At 51.8% G+C, this 22522-nt stretch carries 17 protein-coding genes and 1 tRNA gene; 4 read left to right on the forward strand and 14 right to left on the reverse strand.

Annotated features, from left to right (window positions below; translation table 11 throughout):
* Window positions 1–144: 144 nt before the first annotated feature.
* From glpD to JNC80_RS02230, 4 genes are all read right to left on the reverse strand, one after another.
* On the reverse strand, window positions 145–1671 hold the full coding sequence (glpD, locus tag JNC80_RS02215; RefSeq protein ID WP_376709382.1) for a glycerol-3-phosphate dehydrogenase: 1527 nt from the start codon (window positions 1669–1671) through the stop codon (window positions 145–147).
* 238 nt (window positions 1672–1909) lie between these two features.
* Window positions 1910–2677: a DeoR/GlpR family DNA-binding transcription regulator gene (locus JNC80_RS02220; protein ID WP_376709383.1), complete on the reverse strand. Its 768-nt coding sequence runs from the start codon at window positions 2675–2677 to the stop codon at window positions 1910–1912.
* A gap of 230 nt (window positions 2678–2907) precedes the next feature.
* A complete protein-coding gene (locus JNC80_RS02225) occupies window positions 2908–5241 on the reverse strand; it encodes an AGE family epimerase/isomerase (RefSeq protein WP_376709384.1) in 2334 nt (777 codons plus the stop codon).
* Window positions 5242–5274: 33 nt separating this feature from the next.
* On the reverse strand, window positions 5275–6816 hold the full coding sequence (locus JNC80_RS02230) for a phosphomannomutase/phosphoglucomutase (protein WP_376709385.1): 1542 nt from the start codon (window positions 6814–6816) through the stop codon (window positions 5275–5277).
* A 409-nt stretch (window positions 6817–7225) separates the two neighbouring features.
* Here JNC80_RS02230 and JNC80_RS02235 point away from each other — a divergent pair.
* Together JNC80_RS02235 and JNC80_RS02240 are read left to right on the forward strand one after the other, a co-directional pair.
* Window positions 7226–7302 (forward strand) — tRNA-Pro (locus tag JNC80_RS02235).
* Between the two features lie 299 nt (window positions 7303–7601).
* Window positions 7602–8180 (forward strand): transglycosylase SLT domain-containing protein, encoded by a 579-nt coding sequence (locus tag JNC80_RS02240; RefSeq protein ID WP_220158913.1) that lies wholly within the window; start codon window positions 7602–7604, stop codon window positions 8178–8180.
* A 122-nt stretch (window positions 8181–8302) separates the two neighbouring features.
* On the opposite strand, the gene cysQ is transcribed toward JNC80_RS02240, so the two are convergent.
* The 3 genes from cysQ to cysD all read right to left on the reverse strand — a co-directional run bounded on the left by cysQ (window position 8303) and on the right by cysD (window position 12128).
* Window positions 8303–9121, reverse strand: a complete 819-nt coding sequence (gene cysQ / locus JNC80_RS02245) for a 3'(2'),5'-bisphosphate nucleotidase CysQ (protein ID WP_376709386.1) — start codon at window positions 9119–9121, stop codon at window positions 8303–8305.
* Window positions 9122–9195: 74 nt separating this feature from the next.
* The gene (gene cysN / locus JNC80_RS02250) at window positions 9196–11148 is read right to left on the reverse strand and encodes a sulfate adenylyltransferase subunit CysN (protein ID WP_376709387.1); all 1953 of its coding nucleotides are present in this window, start codon (window positions 11146–11148) and stop codon (window positions 9196–9198) included.
* A complete protein-coding gene (cysD, locus tag JNC80_RS02255; RefSeq protein WP_376709388.1) occupies window positions 11148–12128 on the reverse strand; it encodes a sulfate adenylyltransferase subunit CysD in 981 nt (326 codons plus the stop codon). Before cysD ends, cysN begins: the two co-directional genes overlap by 1 nt.
* 284 nt (window positions 12129–12412) lie before the next feature.
* Between cysD and JNC80_RS02260 the strand changes: the two genes are divergently transcribed.
* Complete coding sequence (locus JNC80_RS02260; RefSeq protein ID WP_376709389.1) at window positions 12413–13540, forward strand: NAD(P)/FAD-dependent oxidoreductase; 1128 nt, start codon at window positions 12413–12415, stop codon at window positions 13538–13540.
* A 57-nt stretch (window positions 13541–13597) separates the two neighbouring features.
* Here JNC80_RS02260 and metH read toward each other — a convergent pair whose 3' ends face one another.
* Complete coding sequence (gene metH, locus JNC80_RS02265; RefSeq protein ID WP_376709390.1) at window positions 13598–17350, reverse strand: methionine synthase; 3753 nt, start codon at window positions 17348–17350, stop codon at window positions 13598–13600.
* A 334-nt stretch (window positions 17351–17684) separates the two neighbouring features.
* Here metH and JNC80_RS02270 point away from each other — a divergent pair, with 334 nt between their 5' ends.
* Window positions 17685–18179 carry a BA14K family protein gene (locus tag JNC80_RS02270; protein ID WP_306402054.1) on the forward strand — a complete coding sequence of 165 codons (495 nt, stop codon included), beginning with the start codon at window positions 17685–17687 and terminating at the stop codon, window positions 18177–18179.
* A gap of 76 nt (window positions 18180–18255) precedes the next feature.
* Here the strand turns inward: JNC80_RS02270 and JNC80_RS02275 are convergent, their stop codons facing one another.
* The 6 genes from JNC80_RS02275 to JNC80_RS02300 form a co-directional block, all read right to left on the reverse strand.
* Window positions 18256–18501, reverse strand: a complete 246-nt coding sequence (locus JNC80_RS02275) for a hypothetical protein (RefSeq protein WP_022710731.1) — start codon at window positions 18499–18501, stop codon at window positions 18256–18258.
* 174 nt (window positions 18502–18675) lie between these two features.
* Window positions 18676–18969 carry a Dabb family protein gene (locus tag JNC80_RS02280; RefSeq protein ID WP_022710730.1) on the reverse strand — a complete coding sequence of 98 codons (294 nt, stop codon included), beginning with the start codon at window positions 18967–18969 and terminating at the stop codon, window positions 18676–18678.
* A gap of 94 nt (window positions 18970–19063) precedes the next feature.
* Window positions 19064–19411, reverse strand: a complete 348-nt coding sequence (locus JNC80_RS02285; RefSeq protein ID WP_022710729.1) for a 2Fe-2S iron-sulfur cluster-binding protein — start codon at window positions 19409–19411, stop codon at window positions 19064–19066.
* Between the two features lie 151 nt (window positions 19412–19562).
* The gene (locus JNC80_RS02290) at window positions 19563–20102 is read right to left on the reverse strand and encodes a DUF934 domain-containing protein (RefSeq protein ID WP_376709391.1); all 540 of its coding nucleotides are present in this window, start codon (window positions 20100–20102) and stop codon (window positions 19563–19565) included.
* The gene (locus tag JNC80_RS02295) at window positions 20099–20848 is read right to left on the reverse strand and encodes a phosphoadenylyl-sulfate reductase (protein WP_376709392.1); all 750 of its coding nucleotides are present in this window, start codon (window positions 20846–20848) and stop codon (window positions 20099–20101) included. Before JNC80_RS02295 ends, JNC80_RS02290 begins: the two co-directional genes overlap by 4 nt.
* Window positions 20838–22508: a nitrite/sulfite reductase gene (locus JNC80_RS02300; protein ID WP_376709393.1), complete on the reverse strand. Its 1671-nt coding sequence runs from the start codon at window positions 22506–22508 to the stop codon at window positions 20838–20840. Before JNC80_RS02300 ends, JNC80_RS02295 begins: the two co-directional genes overlap by 11 nt.
* Between the last annotated feature and the right edge of the window lie 14 nt (window positions 22509–22522).

The raw sequence follows: 22522 nt of genomic DNA on the forward strand, positions 1-22522 counted from the left end.
GAGAATGGTAGTCCAGATTTATGCTGCTGTGAAGAGCATGAGGATGAGACCCAAAGGAGGAGAAACTATGGCTGTAAAAACAAACACCGCAGCCGGAAGTTTCCTGCTGCGGTGTGAAACTATAAGTGGATAATATGAAAAACGTTACGCCGCTTCCTCATGATAACCGGTTTCGGTTTTCATGAACTGATCCAGAGCAGCGATCTCGCTTGCTGTCATGACCAGCCCGCGTTTGCTGCGTCGCCAGACAATATCTTCTGCGGTCAGTACCCATTCCTGTACCATCATATAACGCACTTCAACTTCATAAAGATCGGCACCAAAATGCTGACCGAGATCTTTATAATCCGCTGCATTGCCCAAAATCCACTGCGCGCGCGTACCATACATGCGGAACAGTCGTGCCGCATGAGACGGTGCCAGAAAAGGATAATGCGCAGCAAATTTCGCGCTCATCCGGCCAAAATCCTGCACCGGAAAATCACCACCCGGCAATGGTGCCTTATGTGTCCATGGCGCACCTTTTTTGCCAAGAAAATGCTCGATTTTCTGCATCATATGCTCGGATAAACGGCGATAGGTCGTGATTTTGCCGCCGAAAATATTAATCAGCGGCGCTTTATTCTCACCGGCATCATCCTTCAGCACATAATCGCGCGTGGCTTCCTGCGCCTTATCGGCTCCGTCATCATAGAGCGGACGGACACCGGAATAAGCCCAGACAATATCTTCGCGCTTTACCGGCTCGCGGAAATATTCACTGGCGGCAGAGCACAGATAATCGCTCTCGGCATCAGTGATTTCCACTTTCGCCGGATCACCGTGATAGTCCTGATCTGTGGTACCGATCAGCGTGAAATCATTTTCATAAGGAATAGCAAAAATGATGCGCCCGTCATTATTCTGGAAGAAATAAGAACGATCGCCGTCGAATTTCTTACGCACCACAATATGGCTGCCCTGCACAAGACGCACATTATGCACCTCGGCCAGACCTTCCACACCGGCAAGCACACGGTCAACCCACGGGCCGGCAGCATTCACCACGAGCTTTGATGTCACCTCACTGGTTTTGCCCGAGCGCAAATCCAGCAATGTCAGATGCCAGATATCAGCAGTGCGCCGTGCGGCAATGACTTTGGTGCGGGTGCGGATTGTTGCACCGCGTTCCTTGGCATCCATCGCATTGAGTGCCACAAAACGCGCATCATCAACCCATGCATCGGAATATTCAAAAGCCTTGGTGAACAGGTCTTTCAGCGGTGCCGCAGCCTTATCGGTTTTCATATTCAGGGTGCGGGTTGCAGGCAGCAATTTGCGCCCGCCAATATGGTCGTACAGGAACAAACCCAGACGCAACAGCCATGCCGGACGCACACCACCGCGATGATAAGGCAGAATGAAACGCATCGGCTTGACCACATGCGGGGCATTAGCCCAGATCACTTCACGCTCCATCAGGGCTTCACGCACCAGCCGGAATTCATAATGCTCCAGATAGCGCAATCCGCCATGAATAAGTTTGGTTGCACGGGAGGATGTACCGCTTGCCAGATCTTTCATTTCGGCCAGACCGGTGCGGAAACCACGCCCTGCAGCATCGCGGGCTATGCCGCAGCCATTAATACCGCCGCCAATAATGAAAATATCGTAGTCCGTATTTGCAACCACGTCGCAAGCTCCGCCGAAAATCATGTCAATTCAATACGTAACTGCTTGAAGCACGGTAAATTGACACGGCTGTGACACATGAAAAACGGCGCACCGGAATCGTCTTCAATCCGGCATCATCCGCAATATGAAAGCAATATAGTAAAAAACGAAACTAAATCGAGCGAAAAAACGAAACTTCACAAAAATAAGGATGTGCAAAAAACTTATGCAGTCGCGAGATAAAACCCGTCAGGTCTTAAAGTTTCAAAGCTTCAATCAACTGCACATCATGATCGGCGCAAATCTGACGCAAAGACGGTTCAATGCACTGATCAGTGATGAAAGTATCAATCTGCGATAAATGCCCCATCCGCACCGGTGCGCTGCGCTCCATCTTGGTGGAATCTGCTACCAGAATAATATGACGGGCATTGGCGATAATCGCCTGCGCAACCTTTACCTCGCGATAGTCAAAATCGAGCAATGCACCATCGGCATCAATCGCTGAAACGCCGATAACTGCATAATCCACTTTGAACTGACGGATGAAATCAACTGCCGCCTCACCGACAATACCACCGTCACTGGCGCGCACAACACCACCGGCAATAATGACTTCCAACCCTGAATAGACGCGTAAGCGACTGGCGACATTGATATTATTGGTAATCACCATCAACTGGCTATGCGACAGCAAATGCTGGCTCACTGCCTCAGTAGTCGTGCCGATATTGATGAAAAGCGATGCGCCTTCCGGTATCAATGCAGCTGCGGCCTGACCGATAGCCTGTTTTTCCGAGGCTGCGATTTGCCTGCGCGCTTCATATTCCAGATTCTCCACGCCCGAGGGAAACAGTGCTCCGCCATGGGTACGGGTCAGCAATTGCGCACGGCACAAATCATTGAGATCTTTACGGATTGTCTGCGGGCTAACCTGAAATTGTTCAGCCAGATCATCAACCAGCACCTGACCTTTCAGCTTAGCCTGTTCCAGAATGGCACGATGACGCGGAGAGTGCTGCATAAAAATCTGCCTGATTTTACCCATTAAACGGACAAAACGTGCCTAATGCGGATTTATCCTCCGCGCCCGCTCTGATTGTTTTTGAATGCGGTTTCAGGAAATCCGGCTTTCGCTTCTCCTGAAACAGCTTTGCATGTCAGGATAACTAATCAGTGGCTGAACACAAGCAGATCAACCTCATATTCAAATAAGTTTGTTTTGTATCAGCATAATTCCACAGACAATTCCTTTCAGACTGACATAGCTATCCTCTCAGATATGCCTGACTTACCCGCCACAGGTGCGTCAGCTGCTTTTGCTGTGACTTGCAAATATAAGGTCAGTGCACTGACCAGATGGTAGAGGATTGAAGCCGGCACATGACCGGAACAATGACTTCCGTTCTTATCAACGCGGTCAATCCACAAACCGCGTTTTGCCGGATGCAGATGCCAGCGAAACAAAGTGGCGATGCGCGCTTCAATTTCCGGCTTCATATCCTGACCATTATAGCCATCGAGCATGATCGCAGCTTTGATCGCCTCACATTGCTGCCAGCTGCGGCTACCGCTATCCACCGGCCTGCCCTCACGCGACACCACATTATAGGCCAGACCTGTCGCCCGGTTGATCCCGCTGGAAATAGCATTGCTATACAAACGATGCGCCATCCGCTGTGTGTTTTGGCAACCAGTGCGCTTGGCATAATCACTGAGCAACGCTGCCCATTCAAAAGCATGACCAGGCTCTGTGTGAGTGCCACGTTTATCCTGCACCCGCTGCCAGTTCGCAGTGAAATATTCTCCCAGACACCAATAATCACGATCAAAAAAATAATATTCACACAGAGCTACAATCTCGGATGCACGATGGAGAAACACAATATCTCCGCTCACCTCATGCCATGCCAGACAGGCTTCGAGATAATGCATATGCGCATTGCTGCTGAGTATAGCCTGCGGATTAGCGTGGTCAGCAAATGTTTCGTAGAAACCGCCTTTGGGATGCGCCAATCTGGCATCCAGAAATGCAAAAGTCTCCTGCGCTAATTGCAGAGCCTGATTATGTCCCGTCTGATGAGCATAGCTCAATGCAAGCAACATACAGGTCTGATCGTAGAGATTTTCCTGACTTTCCGCCACACTGCCATCAGCATGAAATGACTGCACCCAGCCGCCATAGCGACTGCGCCCTTTCGCCTGCATGAAGATCAAACCATGAGCAATCAGACCAGCAGCCTCCCCGCTCCATCCCGCCTGAGAACTTTTCGCAAAAGCATAAATCTGCCGCGCTATAGTTCGTGAACGGCGAAGGCCTGCAACCGGCAGCCCCTGCATAGAAAGGCTTTCATAGAAACCGCCATGGCGATGATCGGTACCACGTACAGACCAGAGGGGCAGTGCCTGTTCAAATAACCAGTCCTGCACCTTTTGCCGGTGCGTGCCCGATAGAGGAATGGGTGCTTCATAATATAATTCTGCACGCTTTTGCTGCGTCAGCTGCCTGACAATGGCCTGCACATGCTGGCTCTGTGCCAGCGGAGCCACAAAGGTTGCGTCCTTGGTGGCAATAACAGCCATATCATTCAGGCCGGACACTGCGAGCAATCCGCTTTCACTGCGAATATAACTATTGTTGCAATCATGGGCGATCACGTCCCCACACAGCACATTGCCGCAACTATCCTGCGGTTGATGCTGGAGCAAAGAGTGCCATGAGCCGAGATCACTCCAGCGGAATGAAGCCGGTATCAGCACACATCTGCCTGCTTTTTCCATAATCGCATGATCGAAGGAAATCGCTGGCACAGACTGATACAGATATTCCGGTAATCTTATCGCATTATCATCGCGCTCTGCCTTATCGAGTGCAGCCTGCACAGCCAGCCAGATATCCGGTGCATATTGCAGAAAGGCGTCCCGCATAGTGCTTACCCGAAACAGGAATATGCCAGAGTTCCAGAAGTAATCTCCCTGCCGGATAAAAGACAAGGCACTGTCATAATCCGGTTTCTCAGTAAATCGGCTGATAACATAGCCTGCGCCATGCGGCTCACCGGCCTGAATATAACCATAGCCGGTTTCCGGCCGTTCCGGCAAAAGCCCGAATGTAACAATCGCTCCTTGCGCGGCAGCAGGAACTCCCTGCGCTACGCTCTGCCAAAACTGCTCTGTAGTCGATATTTCATGATCTGCCGGACAAAGCAGGATCAAAGCATCATCACAGCCCGATAATGCAGACAGCGAGGCCAGTGCTGCAACCGCAGCGGTATTACGCGCCACAGGCTCTAAGATTGTCCTGATATCCCCCACATCAGACATAGCATAAATTGTTTGTGCAATTTGCTCGGAATGAGCCTGTGCACCGATCACAGAAATTCTGTTCTCGGGAGCAAATTGCAGGCGCTTTAAAGTCGCGAGCAACAGGCTCTCATCGCCGGACAGGTGATGAAATTGTTTCGGCTTGTCAATTCTGGAGAGCGGCCATAAACGTGAGCCACTGCCGCCGCACATCACAAAACTCAACAACGGCAAATTCGTATGATTAATTCCGTTGAACTGTCCGTTTTCCCGATCAAAAGCCATAGCCAACGCCCCCGCCCAAGCTATTCAAAAAACTTAAAACCCACCCTCAAAATCGGGTAATTCCCCTGCCCTGAATTGTCTCAAAACATCTTTGATTGCACACAGCATGTCATTGCGCCTCTCAAGCGAGACCGGACTCTCGGCAACCACCACCAAATCCGGCTTGTTTGACGATGCACGGATCAATCCCCATGTACCGTCAGCCACTGTGACACGCGCGCCATTGATCGTCAGAAGCTCCGTAATCTTCTGCCCTGCAAATGAACCACCCGCCTTAAACAAATTGGCAAAATAATCCTGTATCCGGCTAACCAGCCCGTATTTTTCACCATCACAGCAGGGAATATTGAGCGTCGGCGTTGCATAACTGACCGGCAATTGCCGGTGGAGCGCGGCCAAACTCTGATCCGGATGGGCAGCCAGCATTTCGCAAACCGCGATGGCGGTTGCCAGACCATCATCATAACCCAGCCCCAAAGGCTGGCTCAAAAACACATGGCCGGATTTTTCAAACGCCGCCAATGCGCGGCACTCCCCCATGCGGCGCTTGATATAGGAATGGCCGGTTTTCCAATATTCGACCGTTGCCTGATAAGCCTGCAATACCGGATCACTGCGAAACAATCCGCTCGATTTCACATCGACAATAAAATGCGCGGCTTGGTGCTTTTCTGAGAATTGCCGCGCCAATAGCAAGCCAATACGGTCAGCATAAATAATATTGCCCTCATGATCCGCCACACCGCAGCGGTCGCCATCACCATCAACGCCAAAAGCCAGATCAGCTCCATAGGTTCTCACGGCCTCCGCCATTGCTTTTTGCATGGGAGTGGTTTCCGGATCAGGATTATAATGCGGAAAATTCCAGTCCGGCGCGCAGTCAACTTCCACAACATCACAACCAATCCGGCGCAAAATTTGCGGAGCGAACAAACCCGCAGTGCCATTTCCGCAAGCAACAACAACTTTCAGATGGCGCTTTAAAAAGCGGCCTTTTGTTAAAGCTGCGGAATAAAGCTTTTCGATATTATTGACGGAATTATAGCACCCGCCTTTAGCCGGCTCAGCCTGACGCTCCAGAACAATTGATTTCAGCTCAGCCATATCTGCCGGTCCGAATGTGTAAGGGCGTTCACAGCCCATTTTCACCCCTGTCCAGCCATTTTCATTATGTGAGGCGGTCACCATCGCAACAGACGGCACATTCAGTGCAAATTGCGCGTAGTAAGCCATAGGTGACAGCGCAAGCCCGATATCAAAGACCTGCATCCCGCCGGATATCAGACCTTTGATAAGCGCTGTCTTAATCTCAAACGAATAGCTGCGCAGATCATGGCCGACCACAATTGCCGGTTCGATACCGCGCTGTCGCACCATATGCGCCAAACCTGCTCCGACAGCTGTTATACCTGCCAGATTAATCTCAGCGGGTTGTTCAGCACCCGCAAAGCCATACCACCAACGCGCGTCATATTCGCGAAAACCTTCCGGACGGATCAAGATTGCCTCATCCGCCGGAGACTCACTTGTAAAATACTGAATGGACTGCTCTGTATTGATCGCGGTGGATTGCATTATTTGCTCCTGAAAAGAATCAAAGAACATGCATGACCTGAACGGATGTCATTCCGGACGGCTAAAACTCACTCAAAACTGTTTTGTATTCCTTCTTTGACCATAGGATCGGAAAATCATTTTTGCCAAGCGATATTTTGCAAAAACCGGACAAATCCAATAAATTTTAATCTGAAAATTTAGCCATTAAATAATTGATTATATTGATTTATTTATAAATTCATAATCAAGATCAATGCGCATATTGCGTTGAAAAACCGGCCTTTCCCGTACAAAAATCAATTCTGACAACAGTGAAAATCAGACGCAAAAAGCTCATAAATTTCAATAATAAACAGTTGTTTTGATTTTTTTGCATAATTCGCTTGCAGGGAGCAAAATGCGGCGCTATAAGCCGCCTCACGGTCAACGGAGCGTAGCGCAGCCTGGTAGCGCACCTGATTTGGGATCAGGGGGTCGGAGGTTCGAATCCTCTCGCTCCGACCATCACACCTCAAGCGGTGTTTATAAATTTCCCTATAGATTTCAGTATTTTGAACGTGGATGATTTAATCATCGCACGTTATTTTTATATTTTAGCGCCGGTACCGGCGACCACGTTTTTAACCCAAGGTTAACTACGCCAGCAAACATAGTCATTCAAAACCTGTTTGCACCACATTTTGCCGAAGTTTTTCACGTTATGATTTTCAGCATTATCACTTTGCTGTTTTGCGGATCATCTTTTTCGCAAGACGGAATGTTTCATTTCGCCCCAGAGATTGCCTGCCTGAAAGATCGCCTAAATGAAAAAATTCCTTCTTATTTTTGCTGTTTTTCTGGCTGGATGCGCCTCTGCACCCAAATCAGTCAATAATGCCTGTGCGATTTTCGATCAGCGCGACGGCTGGGTGAATAACTGGCATAAAGATGCCAAAAAAGCCGAGCGCGATTTTGGCGTGCCGATCCCGATCATGATGGCGACGATCTACACAGAATCAAGCTTCCAGCCCTATGCGCGTCCGCCACGTACCAAGTTGCTCGGTTTCATTCCGTGGAAGCGACAGTCTTCCGCCTATGGCTATTCTCAGGCGCTGGACGGCACATGGGCACGTTATACGCGTGAAACCGGCCGTTATGGTGCGAGCCGCACCAATTTCGGCGATGCGATCCATTTTGTCGGCTGGTATCACAAACAGAGCAATATCAGTAACGGCATCTCTCTGAACGATCCGTATAATCTGTATCTGGCTTATTATTCCGGCCATGGCGGCTATGCAAAAGGCAGCTGGCGCGGCAATGCCATGGTGCAGCGCGCTGCCAAAAAAGCCACCAATATTTCGCAGCGTTATGCAGCACAGCTTCGTAATTGCGGACGTATGTAACTAGAGCGGTTTACGTCCAGATTGGATCATAGTGCTCGCTCTGGATTCTTTATGTGATCGCATTATCACAGGCGTCGAGCTGATCCAACTTGACTGTGAAATACTCTGACATTTGAGTCGGTTCAGACCGGCCCGGCACCGCCATAAGCAATAAAGAACGGATTGGCATAGTCGCTGTCTGACAACTGGTTGCGCTTGCCATAGGTCAGCGGCTGATCATCCAATGTCAGGGTCTTACCGCCTGCCGCACGCAATACCGCATCACCTGCTGCTGTATCCCATTCCATTGTCCGGCTGAAACGCGGATAGACATCGGCCTGACCGGCGGCCAGCAGACAGAATTTCAAGGATGAACCGACGCTCACACAGGATGCGATTGCCTGTTCCTGCAAATAAGCATCTGTTTCCGGTGTATTATGGGAGCGACTTGCGACAGCGGTTTTCTGCTCGCCGCATTCACGCACCTGCAAACGTATTGCCTCAGACAGAGCATCCGTCTGCACATCATATTGCCATGCACCGGACGGCGAACCGCAATAGAGCCTGCGGCTGACCGGTGCATAGACCACGCCGCTCACAGGTATCCCGTTTTCAATCAGCGCAATATTGACTGTAAAATCACCATTGCGCAGCACAAATTCTTTTGTGCCATCCAGCGGATCAACGAGGAAAAAACGATTACGAATCTCGAGAGGCCCGTCACCGGCAGCCATTTCTTCTTCAGCAACCACAGGCACATCGGGCAGATAAGCGCGCAAGGCTTTGAGAATAACCTCTTCGGCAACGTGATCGGCTTCGCTCACAGGAGATGCATCCGGTTTCAGACTGATCTCACAACCAGTCTCATAAAACCGCATAATCTCGTGACCGGCCTCAAGCGCTGCCTGCTGCATCACCGCCATGAGATCATCATTAGCCAGTGACGTCTTTTCAATGCTCATGCTAAATTCCTCACGCCCGTTCAGGGCGATATATAACATTCTGCAATCAGAAGGAACACTGCTCCCAGACAAGACTAAATTGACCAGCCTTCATCGACCAGACTATGCATGAGACCACGCTGATTGAGATATTTCTCGATCTCATCAGCCAGATCATCCACACTGCCTGTCTGCCCGCGCAGGTGCAGTTCCGGCGCTTCCGGTCGTTCATAAGGGGCATCAATGCCGGTAAAGTCACGAATTTCACCGGCGCGGGCTTTGGCATAAAGCCCTTTCACATCTCTGGCCTCACAGAGTTCGAGCGGCGTATCGACAAAGATTTCGACAAAATCATGCTCACCGGCAAGATGACGCCCCAAAGCGCGATCCTGCGCCAGTGGTGCAATCACCGACACCAGCACAATCAGCCCTGCATCCAGCATCAGACGCGATGTTTCAGCAATACGGCGGATATTCTCACTACGCTCCTCCGCTGAAAAGCCGAGATCACCGTTGAGGCCATGACGCAGATTATCGCCATCGAGAATGAATGTATGTTTGCCCGCCAGATGCAGACGTTGTTCCAGCACTGTGGCCAAGGCCGACTTACCGGAACCGGACAGACCGGTGAACCATAACAGCGCTGGTTTTTGATATTTCTGCTCAGCCCGCTCTGCCGGTGTAACTTTGGCAGCCTGCACATGAATATGCGAGGCTTTGCGCAGTGAATGATCGATCAAACCGGCGGCAACGGTAGCATTGGTCAGCCTGTCGATCAGTATGAAAGAACCGGTCGCACGGTTTTGCCCGTAAGGATCGAAGGCCAGCGGCGCAGAAAGCTGCAAAGCAACCTGCCCGATTTCATTCATCAGCAACTGATCGGCAGGCTCCTGCGCGAATTGCCTTTCCGTATTTTCAATATCAATCCGGTAGTTCAGCGTATTAACAGTCACACTGACCTGATCGGTCTGACTACGCAGCCAATATTGCCGCCCTGCCCGCAATGGTTCCGGCGCAAACCAGACCAGCTTCGCCGCTAAGCGATCACTCACCTGCGGTCGCGATTGCGGATGCGTCAGCATATCGCCGCGGGAAATATCGCGCTCATCTTCCAGCACCAATGTCACTGCCTGTCCGGCATGAGCAGTTTCAAGCTCGCCATCTGCCGTCACAATATAACGGATTGCTGAACTCACACCGGAACGGGCAACCGTAATTTCATCGCCGACACTGACCTGCCCAGAGGCAATGGTGCCTGCAAACCCACGAAAATCCGCATGGGGGCGGCTGACATATTGCACCGGAAAACGAAAATCCTGTTCGGTATCCGCTTTACTGTCCATTGCCACAGTCTCCAGCCATTCCAGCAGGGAAGGCCCCTGATACCAAGGCATATTCTCTGAAAATGTGCGAATATTATCGCCAAAGCGTGCTGATACCGGAATGGCCTGAACAGTGCTGAAGCCCAACCCTTGCGCAAAGGCCTGATAATCCTGCACAATCTGATTAAAAACCACCTCATCATAACCAATCAGGTCAATCTTGTTCACCGCCAGCACAATATGACGGATGCCTAGCAGCGAGGCAATAAAACTGTGACGGCGTGTCTGCTCCAGCAGTCCTTTGCGGGCATCGACCAGCACAATTGCAAGGTCGGCGGTGGAAGCCCCCGTCACCATATTACGTGTATATTGCAGATGCCCCGGCGTATCGGCAACGATAAAACGCCGCTTCGGCGTAGCGAAAAACCGGTAGGCCACATCGATGGTGATACCCTGCTCACGCTCCGCCTCAAGCCCGTCCACCAGCAATGCAAAATCAATATCATCGCCTGCCGTGCCGTGATTGCGGCTGTCCTGATGCAGTTGCGATATCTGATCTTCAAACAGGGTTTTGGCGTCATAGAGCAGCCGCCCGATCAGGGTGGATTTACCGTCATCAACAGAGCCACAGGTCAGAAACCTCAAATGCGATTTGTGCTCCTGCGCCTCCAGATAATCCGTAATCACTGCATCTGAATGATCTGCACGGGTGATACTATCCGTCATCAGAAATATCCTTCCCGCTTTTTCTTTTCCATAGAACCGGCCTCATCGCGGTCGATCAGCCGCCCCTGCCGCTCCGATGTGCGCGTCAGCAGCATTTCTTCGAGAATTTGCGGCAGAGTTTGTGCCTGCGATTCAATCGCGGCAGTCAGCGGATAGCAGCCCAATGTGCGAAACCGCACCATACGGGTTTCAATCTTCTCACCGGCGCACAATTGCAACCGGTCATCATCGGCGAGAATGAGCATATTATCGCGCTCGACAACCGGACGGGGTGCCGCAAAATACAGCGGCACGATCGGGATATTCTCCTGATAAATATAATGCCAGATATCGGCTTCCGTCCAATTGGACAGCGGAAATACGCGAATCGACTCGCCTGTCTGGATGCGCGTATTGTAGATATTCCACATTTCAGGGCGCTGATTTTTCGGATCCCAGCTATGGGTCGCATTGCGGAATGAAAATACCCGTTCCTTGGCGCGGGACTTTTCCTCATCGCGCCGCGCACCGCCAAAGGCAGCATCAAATCCATATTTATCCAGCGCCTGACGCAGGGCTTGTGTCTTCATCACATCCGTATGCACGCTTGATCCGTGAATAAACGGATTGATACCGGCTTCCACGCCCTGCGCATTAATATGCACCAGAAGATCAAGCCTGTGCGCCTTGGCCTGCGCATCACGAAAGGCAATCATCTCTTTGAATTTCCATGTCGTATCAACATGGAGAAACGGAAATGGCGGCGGCGCCGGATAAAAAGCCTTGCGTGCCAGATGCAGCATTACGGATGAATCTTTGCCGACAGAATAAAGCATCACCGGCTTTGTAAAATTTGCTGCAACTTCGCGGAAAATATGGATAGCCTCGGCCTCCAGTCTTTGCAGATGGGTCAGCGGCGCGACAGACCGGCCGGACTGTCGACCAACCTGACTATCCGGGGTAAGCGGCACAAGATCCGCTACATGCAGTGCAAGGCTCATACTCAATTCCGTATTTTGTCCGGCCTTCATTTCACTCAGAGAAACGCTGTTCCGGCGATGAAACATGCGCATCATCATGCCGAAAGACCGCACAAGTGAGAAAGGATGATATCTTTAAGTTTGCCGGCGAATGTCATTTTCATTGCGCGGGAGAAGCCAGACATGGAATGCCTTTCTCCGATAACCGCAAACGTGATTTTCCGCAGCTTTCGCCGAGCTTTTGTCTTGCGCACCATCTGCCGCTCAGCATAACCTGCCCCCCGGAGAGCAGACGGGGATGATTTATGGAAAAGACAGCTTGTGTGATTGCCGGAGCCGGTGTGGTTGGTCTGGCCATTGCCCGCGAAATGGCAATGCGCGGTTTTGAAACACTGGTGCTTGAAGCCGAACATATGATCGGCACACAAACCTCGTCGCGTAATTCCGAAGTCATCCATGCAGGCATTTATTACGAGCCGGATAGTCTGAAAGCCCGCTTTTGCGTTGAAGGTAAAGAACGGCTCTATGCCTACGCGCAAGCACAGGGCATTCCGCATAAACGCTGCGGCAAGCTGATTGTTGCCACGTCTGAAGCCCAACATAGCGCGCTGGACAAAATCGTAGCGCGTGCAGAAGCCTGCGGCGTGCATGATCTGCAACGGCTGAGTGCGGCAGAAGCACAGGCGCTGGAATCCTCCATCCGCTGTACTGCCGCATTATTTTCCCCCTCCACCGGCATTATTGACAGTCACGCTCTGATGCTGAGCCTGCAGGGCGATGCAGAAAATCACGGGGCGGCCATTGCCTTCAAAACCGAAATCCTGCGTGTTGAGCAGATTGACGATGGCTTCTCTATTACCACCCGCGACCGTGAAAGCGGTGAAGAATTTACGCTGGAAGCCGAGCGCTTCATCAATGCTGCCGGTCTTGGTGCACAGGCGATAGCCGCAACCATAGACGGGCTGGCGGAGGAGCATATTCCGGCATTGCATCTTGCCAAAGGCAATTATTTCTCAGCATCCGGCAAAAACCCCTTCTCGCATCTGATTTATCCGGTGCCGGTAGACGGGGGCTTAGGTGTGCATCTGACACTGGATCTCAACGGGCAAATGCGCTTCGGCCCTGATGTCGAATGGCTGGAGCAGGTCGCCCCGCAGACAGGTCTTGATTATTCCGTTGATCCGCAGCGTGGTGACAGTTTCTATGCTGCGATCCGCCAATATTGGCCGGAACTGCCGGACGGTGTTTTACAGGCGACCTATAGCGGCATCCGCCCGAAACTGAGCGGCAGCGGTGAAACCGCAGCGGATTTCCGCATTTCCGGCAGTGACGACCACGGTATAACAGGGCTTATCAACCTGTTCGGCATTGAAAGTCCGGGGCTGACCTCCAGCCTTGCCATTGCGGCTTATGTCAGCACATTGGTAAAATAAAAGGCACAAATACCGGAACGATATTTGTGCCTGAAGTCGCAATTTTCAGCGTGAATATTACTCAGGGATATAATTCAATATCGGCCCGAGCCAGCGCTCCACCTCTGCAACCGGCATATTTTTACGATTTGCGTAATCTTCCACCTGATCGCGTTCGACCTTGGCTACACCGAAATAATAACTGTCCGGATGCGAGAGATAGAGACCGGAAACCGAAGAACCCGGCCACATCGCATAGCTTTCCGTCAGCTCCACACCCGTGGTTGCAGTGGCATCCAGCAGGCGGAACAGAGTGGTCTTTTCCGTGTGATCCGGTTGTGCCGGATAACCCGGTGCCGGACGGATACCCGCATAAGGCTCACCCACCAGCTGATCCGGTGTGAAAGTCTCATCCTTCGCATAGCCCCAGAATTCTTTACGCACCCGCTCATGCATCGCCTCCGCAAAGGCTTCCGCAAAACGGTCTGCCAGTGCTTTAACGAGAATGGAGGAGTAATCATCATTGGCGCGTTCAAAACGCTCGGCAATCGCCACTTCCTCAATACCCGCGGTGACCACAAAACCACCGATATAATCAGCCTTGCCGCTGTCTTTTGGCGCCATAAAATCAGACAGAGCCACATTCGGGCGGCCATCGCGCTTCGATAGCTGCTGACGCAAGGTGTAGAATGTATCCGTATGTTCCTGACGACTATCGTCCTTATAAAGATGAATATCATCGCCCACCACATTGGCAGGCCAAAAGCCGATCACGGCTCGCGGTGCAAACCATTTCTCGTCGATGATCTTTTTCAGCATAGCCTGCGCATCTTCATAAAGCTGACGCGCGGCAGGGCCTTGTTTTTCATCATCAAGAATTGCGGGGAAGCGGCCTTTCAGCTCCCATGTCTGGAAAAACGGCGTCCAGTCAATATAGCGTGCCAGCTCAGCAAGATCATAGGTTTCAAAGACTTTGGTACCGAGGAAAGACGGCTTCGGCGGGGTATAATTTTCCCAATCCAGCTTTTCGCTATTCTCACGGGCGCGAGCCAGCGGCAGGCGCTTCTTCTCCGCTTCACTACGCTCATGAGCAGCAGTGACCTTAGCATATTCCGCGCGGATGTCAGCGACATAGCCGTCTTTCTGCTCCGGCGACAAAAGCTGAGACACAACACCGACAGCACGGCTGGCATCCAGCACATAAACGGTCTGGCCGCGCTGATATTTCGGGTGGATTTTCACTGCCGTATGCACACGACTGGTCGTCGCACCGCCGATCAGCAATGGCAGATCAAAGCCTTCACGCTCCATCTCCGCCGCCACATGCACCATTTCATCCAGCGACGGCGTAATGAGACCGGACAGGCCGATAATGTCCACCTTCTCGTCTTTTGCCACCTGCAGGATTTTCGCGGCAGGCACCATCACACCGAGGTCGATGATTTCATAATTGTTACAGGCCAGCACAACGCCGACAATATTCTTGCCGATATCATGCACGTCGCCCTTCACAGTGGCCATCAGGATTTTACCGGCACTCTGACGCTCGTCGCCACCGTTCTGTGCCTTTTCTTCTTCCATATAAGGCAGCAGGACTGCCACGGCCTGTTTCATCACACGAGCGGATTTCACCACCTGCGGCAGGAACATTTTACCCGAGCCGAACAGGTCCCCCACCACATTCATACCGGCCATCAACGGGCCTTCAATCACATGCAGCGGACGCTCGGCGCTCTGGCGGGCTTCTTCCGTATCAGCCTCAATATATTCGGTAATACCGTTGACCAGCGCATGTTCAATACGCTTCTCAACGCTCCATTCGCGCCAACTTAAGTCTTTCTCTTTGGCTTCTTTACCGGCAGTGCCGCGAAAACGCTCGGCAATTTCCAATAGGCGTTCGGTCGCATCCTCACGACGGTTCAGCACCACATCTTCGCAGGCTTCACGCAATTCCGGATCAATGGATTCGTAAACCGCCAGCTGACCGGCATTAACGATCCCCATATCCATGCCGACCTGAATGGCATGATAGAGAAACACCGCATGCATCGCCTCGCGCACCGGCTCATTACCGCGAAACGAGAAAGACAGGTTGGACACACCACCGGAAATATGCACATGCGGCAGGGTTTCAATGATTTCCTTGGTCGCATCAATGAAATCATTACCGTAATTATTATGCTCTTCGATCCCTGTCGCCACGGCAAACACATTCGGATCAAAGATGATATCTTCCGGCGGAAAACCGACCTGCTCGGTCAGAATTTTATAGGCGCGGGTACAAATCTCGACCTTACGCTGCTTAGTATCCGCTTGACCGGTCTCGTCAAAAGCCATCACCACCACGGCGGCACCATAGGCACGCACCAGTTTAGCGTGATGGATAAAGGCTTCTTCACCTTCTTTCAGGGAGATAGAATTGACCAGCGGTTTGCCCTGCACGCATTTCAGACCGGCCTCGATCACATCCCATTTGGAACTGTCAATCATCACCGGTACACGGGCAATATCCGGCTCGGCAGCGACCAGATTGAGATAATCAACCATCACCTTCTGGCTGTCGATCAGGCCTTCATCCATATTGATGTCGATGATCTGCGCACCATTATTCACCTGATCGCGGGCAACATCGAGCGCCGTCGTGTAATCACCGGCGGTAATCAGTTTTTTGAACTTGGCGGAACCGGTGACATTGGTACGCTCACCAACATTCACAAACGGAATATCTTTGGTCAGCGTAAATGGTTCAAGACCGCTCAAACGCATCAGTGGTGCCAGTTTCACCGGCTTACGTGGCTCGTATTTGCCTGTGGCTTCAGCAATCGCGGTAATATGCTCCGGCGTAGAACCGCAGCAGCCGCCCACCACATTGACCAGACCTTCACGCGCAAAATCTTCCATCTGCACGGCCATCACTTCCGGTGTCTCATCATAACGGCCGAACTCATTCGGCAGACCGGCATTCGGATAGGCGCAAACAAAAGTATCGGCCACACCTGAAAGCTCTGCCAAGTGCGCACGCATCGCATTGGCACCCAGCGCACAGTTCAGACCGATTGTGAACGGACGCGCATGACGCAGCGAATACCAGAAAGCTGTCGGCGTCTGGCCGGACAATGTGCGGCCGGAAAGATCGGTAATGGTACCGGAAATCATCAGCGGCAGGCGGATGCCTTTTTCGGCAAAAACCTGCTCACAGGCAAAGACCGCAGCCTTGGCATTAAGCGTATCAAAAATGGTTTCAATCAGAATGATGTCCGAACCGCCATCGACCAGACCATTGATCTGCTCGGCATAGGCAATGCGCAGATCATCAAATGTCACAGCGCGAAAACCCGGATTATTCACATCCGGCGACAGGGAAGCCGTACGGTTTGTCGGCCCCAAAGCGCCGGCGACAAAACGGCGGCGGCCATCCTTGGCTTGCGCACGCAGAGCGGCACGGCGGGCAAGTCGTGCACCATCGCGGTTCAACTCATAAACCGCCTCTTCCATGCTGTAATCGGCCTGTGCAATGGAAGTGGAAGAGAATGTATTGGTCTCAAGAATATCTGCCCCTGCCATCGCATAGGCATAATGAATTTCTTCAATTGCCTGCGGCTGGGTCAGTGTCAGAAGGTCGTTATTACCCTGCAAATGGCATTCACAACCGGCAAAACGCTCACCACGGAAATGCTCTTCATGGAAACCCAGCCCCTGAATCTGTGTGCCCATCGCGCCATCAAGAATGAGGATGCGTTCACGGGCAGCTTTCTGCAAAGCGGCAAGCACTTCCGAACCATCCGGCTTTGCAGCGACGGGGCCAAACAGATCATCCAGTGAAGTGCTCATTATATTTCCTGCCTGTTACTCAAATAGTTTTGAGTTGATGACATAAACATATCTTTATGTCAAATGCGCAATCCCTCTATTCCTGATTCCTCCCGCTCACCGAACGCGCCATTGCCGTTATGATTTGTGAAATCACCGGCATAAATTCGCCGCAGTTTTTCCGTGGCTTCAGCGTATATTGGAAAAAGCAAATTCCGGTTTGTATCGCGGGAATAATTACAGTCATGCAGCGTTCATCTCTCAGAGAGTACCATGCCCGATGCGCCGGATAAGCATATGTCATGAAACGCTGACAGAAGATTATTGAGTGCGCCTTCATTGAGGAGAAACAGAAATGAGAAAACTGCTTTCTTATTTTACTGCGGCGCTGACAGCGCTGACTATGAGCATTTTGTCTTTCGGCACTGCAGCGCAAGCGCAGCCGGTTGCTGCCGCTCATAGTGCTGTGTTGCAGGATATGACCGCAGCAAAACAAGGCCTGAGCCGGAATGTTCAATATTATCCGGAACGCCGCGAATATCGTGAAAGACGGCATTATGACCGCCGTTACGACCGTCGCTATGATCGTCGTTACGATCGCCGCTATGACCGGCCGCGCCACTGGAACCGTCCGCACTACCGGCCTTATTACAGACCTTATTATCAGCCGCAGTTCCGTTATTACCGTCCGGCACCACCACGCTATTACCGTCCGGCACCGGTTTACCGCTCCGGCCGTAATGCCCACATCAACTGGTGCTATAACCGCTACCGGTCTTACCGTGCGTCCGACAATACATTCCAGCCGAATTACGGTCCGCGCCGTCAGTGCTACTCACCTTATATCTGAGCAAGCCCCGCTGACAGAAACAAAAACGCCGCCTGAAACAGGCGGCGTTTTATTAAAGTCAAACTTTATCAGCTGATCAGGTAACATAAGAGCCGATTGAAGCCGCAACCAGACCGATCGCCACAGCAATCAACGCACCGTAAACACGCGGCTTATCCAGCAAAACAGCGAATGCTGAAAACCATGCGACGATTGCCGCACCAAGTGCAAACAAGAAGCCGGGCTTGTCATAAACCACAAGATTTACGGTTATCAGGGCACCAATAATCAGCGCGCCGAAAACGATCATCATGCCCATGGCATATTTTTCATAATCGTCCATATGCATTTCCTATGTACCAGCCCGTGCGGGCTTAAAGCAGTTTTAAACACAGCCTGCAGTGCAATAACCGCCAGCTTGTCATCATTTCAAAGCCAGACAATCACTTTTAACGTGAATCTTCAACTGCAGATCATCATGAATATCAGCAATCGCACTGTTTTTCAGGGGATTATTTCAGGCAATGGTTGATGTGAAATCAGCCGAATAGCGCATTTCGCGCAACGGGCGCACAGCCTGAGTCGTCGCATCATAGGTCGGATGCGCTTTAAAGGCGGCCAGTGCAGCTTCGTCACGGAACTCGCCATAAACAACCAGATCAATCCGGTCACACATCGGATCAACTTTGCTGTTCGCTACAACTTCAAAACATTCGGAATGGGGAATCGTCGCCAGAGCCCGTAAACGGCGACATACATCCTCCACGTCCTGATCTTTTTTGACGCTGAAAAATACAATATGCCGTATCACGAGTGTTTCCTAACCAGCCGGTTGATATGAAGAATGGTTATCTATCATATGGGCGCCGGAAAAGTCATCTTCAATTCAATGTGAAATTTGAGCGTTAAGCCGCTTCACGGTCTGCTTCCGTGCCCGGAGCCAGCCGGACTTCAAGACCGTTCAGATCCTGCGTCATAATAATCTGGCAGGAAAGCCGCGAATTATCCTCGACATGGAAGGTCTGGTCGAGCTGATCCAGCTCTTCATCCTGCGGGTCATAGAGTTTATCCGCCCATTCCGGCGTTACATAAACATGACAAGTGCCGCAGGCACAGGCACCGCCGCATTCCGCTTTAATATTCAGGCCCCAGTCACGGATCACTTCCATAACGCGAAAGCCTTCGAGAGCTTCAAGCGTATGCCGCTCGCCCTTTTGATCGGTTACATGAATGAAAAGTGTATCAGAACTCAAAACGATGCCTTTTGAACAGCGCAGACTTGGGAGATATAATGGTAGATAATGTTTTCAGCACATAAAACAAGCTTTATTCCTGCCTCCCTGCCCCTAAACCGTGAATTGACCATAGTGAAAACTATTCAGGCTGTATTGAAAACAGCTGATCTTACAGACCCTGTCGCCGCCGCCAGCTATATCCGGCCAGTCCCTGCTCGGCACCATGAATGCCACCGGCAACCGGCTGATAATAGAGGCCGCTATCGTGCAGTTCTCCGGTAAGCAGACGTTGCAAAGTCCGTGCATCTTTAACCTGCAGCGTGTCAAAACCGGAGCGCAGCATCGCACTCACCTGATCAATATGCACAGCGCCTGATGCTCTGATCTCACCGGCAAATCCGTAATGAGAGCGCAGCCGTGCGGCTTTGGAAAAAGAGCGCCCGTCATTAAAGGCGGGAAAATCCAGCACCAGAATATCAATATGCGCCAGATCATCCAGCAAAGTGTCGAGCGCTTCACCGGCTTCCACCCGCACACCAATACGGATGTTGCGCAGGCGATTTGGCTGTGTGTTCAGTTCTGCCCAGAGTGTCAGCGATAGCAGCACAGCTGTGTGACCCGCAATTTCCTCAAGCGTCTCAACCGCTACAAATTCATCCTCGGTCAGGCCGCGGCGTGACCAGACGACAGGTAATGCAACATCCGTCATGCATCTGCTCCCTTTGTTTTATCCTGCTGCAAATGCTGCTCCAGCCCACCCAGATGAATACCGCATTCGGTTTTACCGGAACCTGACCAGCGCCCTGCCCGCTGATCTTCATCATCACTGACCGGCCGCGTGCATGGCATGCAACCTATGGAGCGATAGCCTTGCTCCACCAGCGGATGCGGCGGCAGATGATGCGTCTCGCGGTAGGCTTCCAGCTGTACTGCGTTCCAGTCTTTGAGAGGATTGATACGGATATGCTGCCCCACAGCCTCGAAAGCGGGCAGACTGTTGCGCGTAGCCGCCTGAAACTGCTTGCGACCCGTGAACCATGCCTGAAATGGTGCAATGCCCTGTGCAAGCGGCTGGACTTTGCGTAAATCGCAACAACGGTCTTTATCTGTCAGGCACAGAGCGCCCAGCGGATCATGCGTTTTCAAAGCGCTTGCATCCGGCAGAAGATCACGGGCATCTGTCAGCCCCAGCTCCTGCACCAATTGCGCCTGATAACGCAATGTTGCCGGAAAATGCTTATTGGTCTGCAAAAACAAAACCGGCAGTGACGGCTGTAGCTGCGCAATCAGATGCAACAGAATTGCAGAATCCGCACCGAAAGAGGATACGGCTGCCAGCCCTGCACCAAACTCCTGCACGCTGGCAGCAATAATGTCCTCAGCCGGTGCCTCACCATAAAGATGATTGAGATGCTGAACCCTGTCCGCAACCCGTTGATGCGTATCAGGCTGCATGGGCAGCCTCCCCGTAGAGTGCGGTTTTAAACGGCTGCGCCCCTAAACGCCGGTAGGTTTCGAGAAAACTTTCCTGCGGTGCGCTGCGGATAGTCAGATAGGTATTGACCACCGTCTCAATAGCATCCACCACATCTTCAGAAGAAAAACCGCGACCGGTAATATCACCGATAGATGTCTGCTCGTCGCCGGAACCGCCGAGCGTGATCTGGTATAGTTCCTCGCCTTTTTTCTCCACGCCGAGAATACCGATATGGCCGACATGGTGATGACCGCAGGCATTGATGCAGCCGGAGATTTTGATCTTCAGATCACCGATCTCTTCCTGCCGCGCCTGCGAACCGAAACGCTCGGAAATACGCTGCGCCACAGGAATGGAGCGGGCATTGGCCAGCGCGCAATAGTCCAGACCAGGACAGGCAATAATATCGGTAATCAGCCCTGCATTGGCTGTGGCAAGACCGGCCTGCTGCAATTGCGCATAAAGCACAGGCAAATCGGCCAGCGCCACATGCGGCAGCACCAGATTTTGCTCATGGCTGACGCGGATTTCTGCCTGCGAGTAATGCTCAGCGAGATCAGCCACAATGTCCATCTGATCGGCAGACGCATCGCCCGGAATTTCACCGATCGCTTTGAGCGATATTGTCACCACACCATAATCAGGGTGCTTATGCGGTGTCACATTACGGGAAAACCATGAGGCAAAACCCGCATCATTTTTACGTGTTGCAGCGACAAGCCCGTGCCCCTCTGCGCGCTCCGGCAAATCAGGCGCAGCAAAATAGGCATTAATGGCCGCAATATCGGCCTCCGGCAGTTTCAGATTACTGTCTTTAATCACCTGCCATTCGGCTTCAATCTGCGCCTGCAAATCTTCCAGTCCGGTTTCATGGACGAGGATTTTGATACGCGCCTTATATTTATTATCGCGGCGACCGTGGAGATTATAGACCCGCACAATAGCGGTGATATAGGTCAGCAAATCGGCTTCCGGCAGAAAATCCCGCACCTTTTTGGCAATCATCGGCGTGCGTCCCTGCCCGCCGCCGATATAGACTGCAAAGCCGCGCTGTCCTTGCTCGTTCTCTTTCAGATGCAGGCCTATATCATGCACCTGAATAGCTGCACGATCTGCCTCAGCCCCCGTGACCGCAATTTTGAATTTGCGCGGCAGATAGGAAAATTCCGGATGTAATGATGACCATTGCCGTAAAATTTCGGCATAGGGGCGCGGATCGGCCACTTCATCGCGTGCCGCACCGGCAAAATGATCGGCTGTTACATTGCGAATGCAATTACCGGAGGTTTGGATAGCATGCATCTCCACCTCGGCCAGCTCTTCCAGAATGGCGGGAATATCGGTGAGTTTCGGCCAGTTGAACTGTAAATTCTGCCGTGTGGTAAAATGCCCGTAACCACGGTCATAGACACGGGCAATATGCGCCAGCTTGCGCATCTGACGCGAGGATAAAGTGCCGTAAGGAATCGCAATGCGCAGCATATAGGCATGGAGTTGCAGATAGACGCCATTCATCAGACGTAGCGGCTTGAAATGATCTTCGCTCAGCTCACCGCTCAGACGACGTGCAACCTGATCGCGAAACTGCTCCACACGGGCGAAAACAAATTCGCGGTCAAACTCATCATACCGATACATTCAACGCTCTCCCA

The organism is Pseudochrobactrum lubricantis (assembly GCF_041929865.1).
In the GTDB taxonomy this organism is placed as follows: domain Bacteria; phylum Pseudomonadota; class Alphaproteobacteria; order Rhizobiales; family Rhizobiaceae; genus Pseudochrobactrum; species Pseudochrobactrum saccharolyticum.

Bases quoted from the DNA above. Each gene is read 5' to 3' on its own strand.
- JNC80_RS02290 (WP_376709391.1), bottom strand. From the start codon at position 20,102: ATGACGGATGTTGCATTACCTGTCGTCTGGTCACGCCGCGGCCTGACC.
- JNC80_RS02230 (WP_376709385.1), bottom strand. From the start codon at position 6,816: ATGCAATCCACCGCGATCAATACAGAGCAGTCCATTCAGTATTTTACA.
- cysN (WP_376709387.1), bottom strand. From the start codon at position 11,148: ATGACGGATAGTATCACCCGTGCAGATCATTCAGATGCAGTGATTACG.
- JNC80_RS02240 (WP_220158913.1), top strand. From the start codon at position 7,602: ATGAAAAAATTCCTTCTTATTTTTGCTGTTTTTCTGGCTGGATGCGCC.
- metH (WP_376709390.1), bottom strand. From the start codon at position 17,350: ATGAGCACTTCACTGGATGATCTGTTTGGCCCCGTCGCTGCAAAGCCG.
- JNC80_RS02300 (WP_376709393.1), bottom strand. From the start codon at position 22,508: ATGTATCGGTATGATGAGTTTGACCGCGAATTTGTTTTCGCCCGTGTG.
- JNC80_RS02260 (WP_376709389.1), top strand. From the start codon at position 12,413: ATGGAAAAGACAGCTTGTGTGATTGCCGGAGCCGGTGTGGTTGGTCTG.
- cysD (WP_376709388.1), bottom strand. From the start codon at position 12,128: ATGAGCCTTGCACTGCATGTAGCGGATCTTGTGCCGCTTACCCCGGAT.
- JNC80_RS02225 (WP_376709384.1), bottom strand. From the start codon at position 5,241: ATGGCTTTTGATCGGGAAAACGGACAGTTCAACGGAATTAATCATACG.
- JNC80_RS02295 (WP_376709392.1), bottom strand. From the start codon at position 20,848: ATGCAGCCTGATACGCATCAACGGGTTGCGGACAGGGTTCAGCATCTC.
- JNC80_RS02275 (WP_022710731.1), bottom strand. From the start codon at position 18,501: ATGGACGATTATGAAAAATATGCCATGGGCATGATGATCGTTTTCGGC.
- cysQ (WP_376709386.1), bottom strand. From the start codon at position 9,121: ATGAGCATTGAAAAGACGTCACTGGCTAATGATGATCTCATGGCGGTG.
- JNC80_RS02220 (WP_376709383.1), bottom strand. From the start codon at position 2,677: ATGCAGCACTCTCCGCGTCATCGTGCCATTCTGGAACAGGCTAAGCTG.
- JNC80_RS02270 (WP_306402054.1), top strand. From the start codon at position 17,685: ATGAGAAAACTGCTTTCTTATTTTACTGCGGCGCTGACAGCGCTGACT.